1 protein-coding gene is annotated in these 1,233 nt (G+C 62.9%); it reads right to left on the bottom strand.

Annotated features, from left to right (window positions below):
* Positions 1 to 1,167, bottom strand: a 1,167-nt coding sequence (locus GR702_RS21935; protein WP_160987623.1) for a transposase, incomplete at its 3' end; no start/stop codon positions are given.
* Positions 1,168 to 1,233: the final 66 nt, after the last annotated feature.

The following is a 1,233-nucleotide window of genomic DNA, read 5'->3' as shown; positions in this document are numbered from 1 at the left end:
GGCGACGTGGATCAGATACCTCTTGTGGAGGTTTTCGCGCCCACGCAGCCATGCGCGGCGCATGCCGCCCCGGTCCAGGACATGGGCAAAGCTGCGTTCCACCAGCTCGCCGCGTTTGCGCATCGTCTTGCGTCCGATGTGGGATTTCAGGCGGGCGCGATTGGCGTAGACCGCCTTCTGCGCTTCCTCGTCACCGTGCCAGCGCAGAATGCCTTTGGCGGGCAAGGGCTCTGATATGCGGGTCTTCCACGGCCCGTTTGCGAGTGCCTTGAGGCCCTCGCGGGAGTGATACCCCTTGTCGGTTACAAGCTCGCACGGGGTGTCCGGGGCCGGTGCCATATCGACTGTCGCCAGGTTACGCGCAGCCGCCTCCAGCGTTGCCTCGAGGGTGTTCGTATCGCCCTTGTCCGCAGGATGGATCGGCGCTGCGACGATTACGCCCGTATCCAAATCGACCGCATGCTCGGGCTTGTAGCCGAGCCGGGTCGAACCGTTTTTCATCCGCGCCACCTTGGCGTCCGGATCGACCGGGCTCTCCCAATCCGTGTTCGAGAGCTTCTTGCCCGTGCGTTTGCGATCAAGGCGGACCAGATCGTCTGCCGTCGGCGTCTCGATGCCGCTCTCGTGCGCCATGCGCGTGAGCATCTCGCGATACGTCTCGGCGGTGTCGCGCCGCACGATCGTGCGCAGCGCCGCATTGGCCTCCATGGTCGAGCCGTCCACGCCAATTCGTTCGGCTTTCACCAGATCATGATCTGCCACGAGCCCCAGAACCCAGGCAAAAATCTGGTCATGAACCTCATGCGGCAGGCGGCTACGGGTCTTCGACATCCAGCTGTGGTCGGGCACTTTCTCCCGTGTCGTCAGCCGCAAGAACTCGCGCAGCGACAGCGAGTCCGAACATCGCCACACAATCCCGCGCTCGGAATGAATGCCTTCGAAATAACCGATCAGCAGCATCCGAAAGTAGCGGCCGGGCGGCACCGACGGCGCCCCCATCCGCGCCGCGTAATAGGCCTGGCACGCCTCTTCCACAAAGCGGTCGAACCCTGCATCCACCAACAGCTTCTGAAGCTTGTCGTAAAAGGCGTGCCCGGGAGAGCGCGGTATATCTGACCACGACACGATCAGATCCGCCTGCACATCACCATCACGTCGCATCGCCATCGTCGCTGACCGCCTTCTTTCCGTATCCAGGCTGAATCAGATCACACCGACTTCGTCAACGCGCTG

The sequence above is a fragment of the Novosphingobium silvae genome (genome assembly GCF_009856825.1).
Taxonomy (GTDB): Bacteria; Pseudomonadota; Alphaproteobacteria; order Sphingomonadales; family Sphingomonadaceae; genus Novosphingobium; species Novosphingobium silvae.
This window is presented reverse-complemented; position numbering and strand designations above follow the sequence as displayed.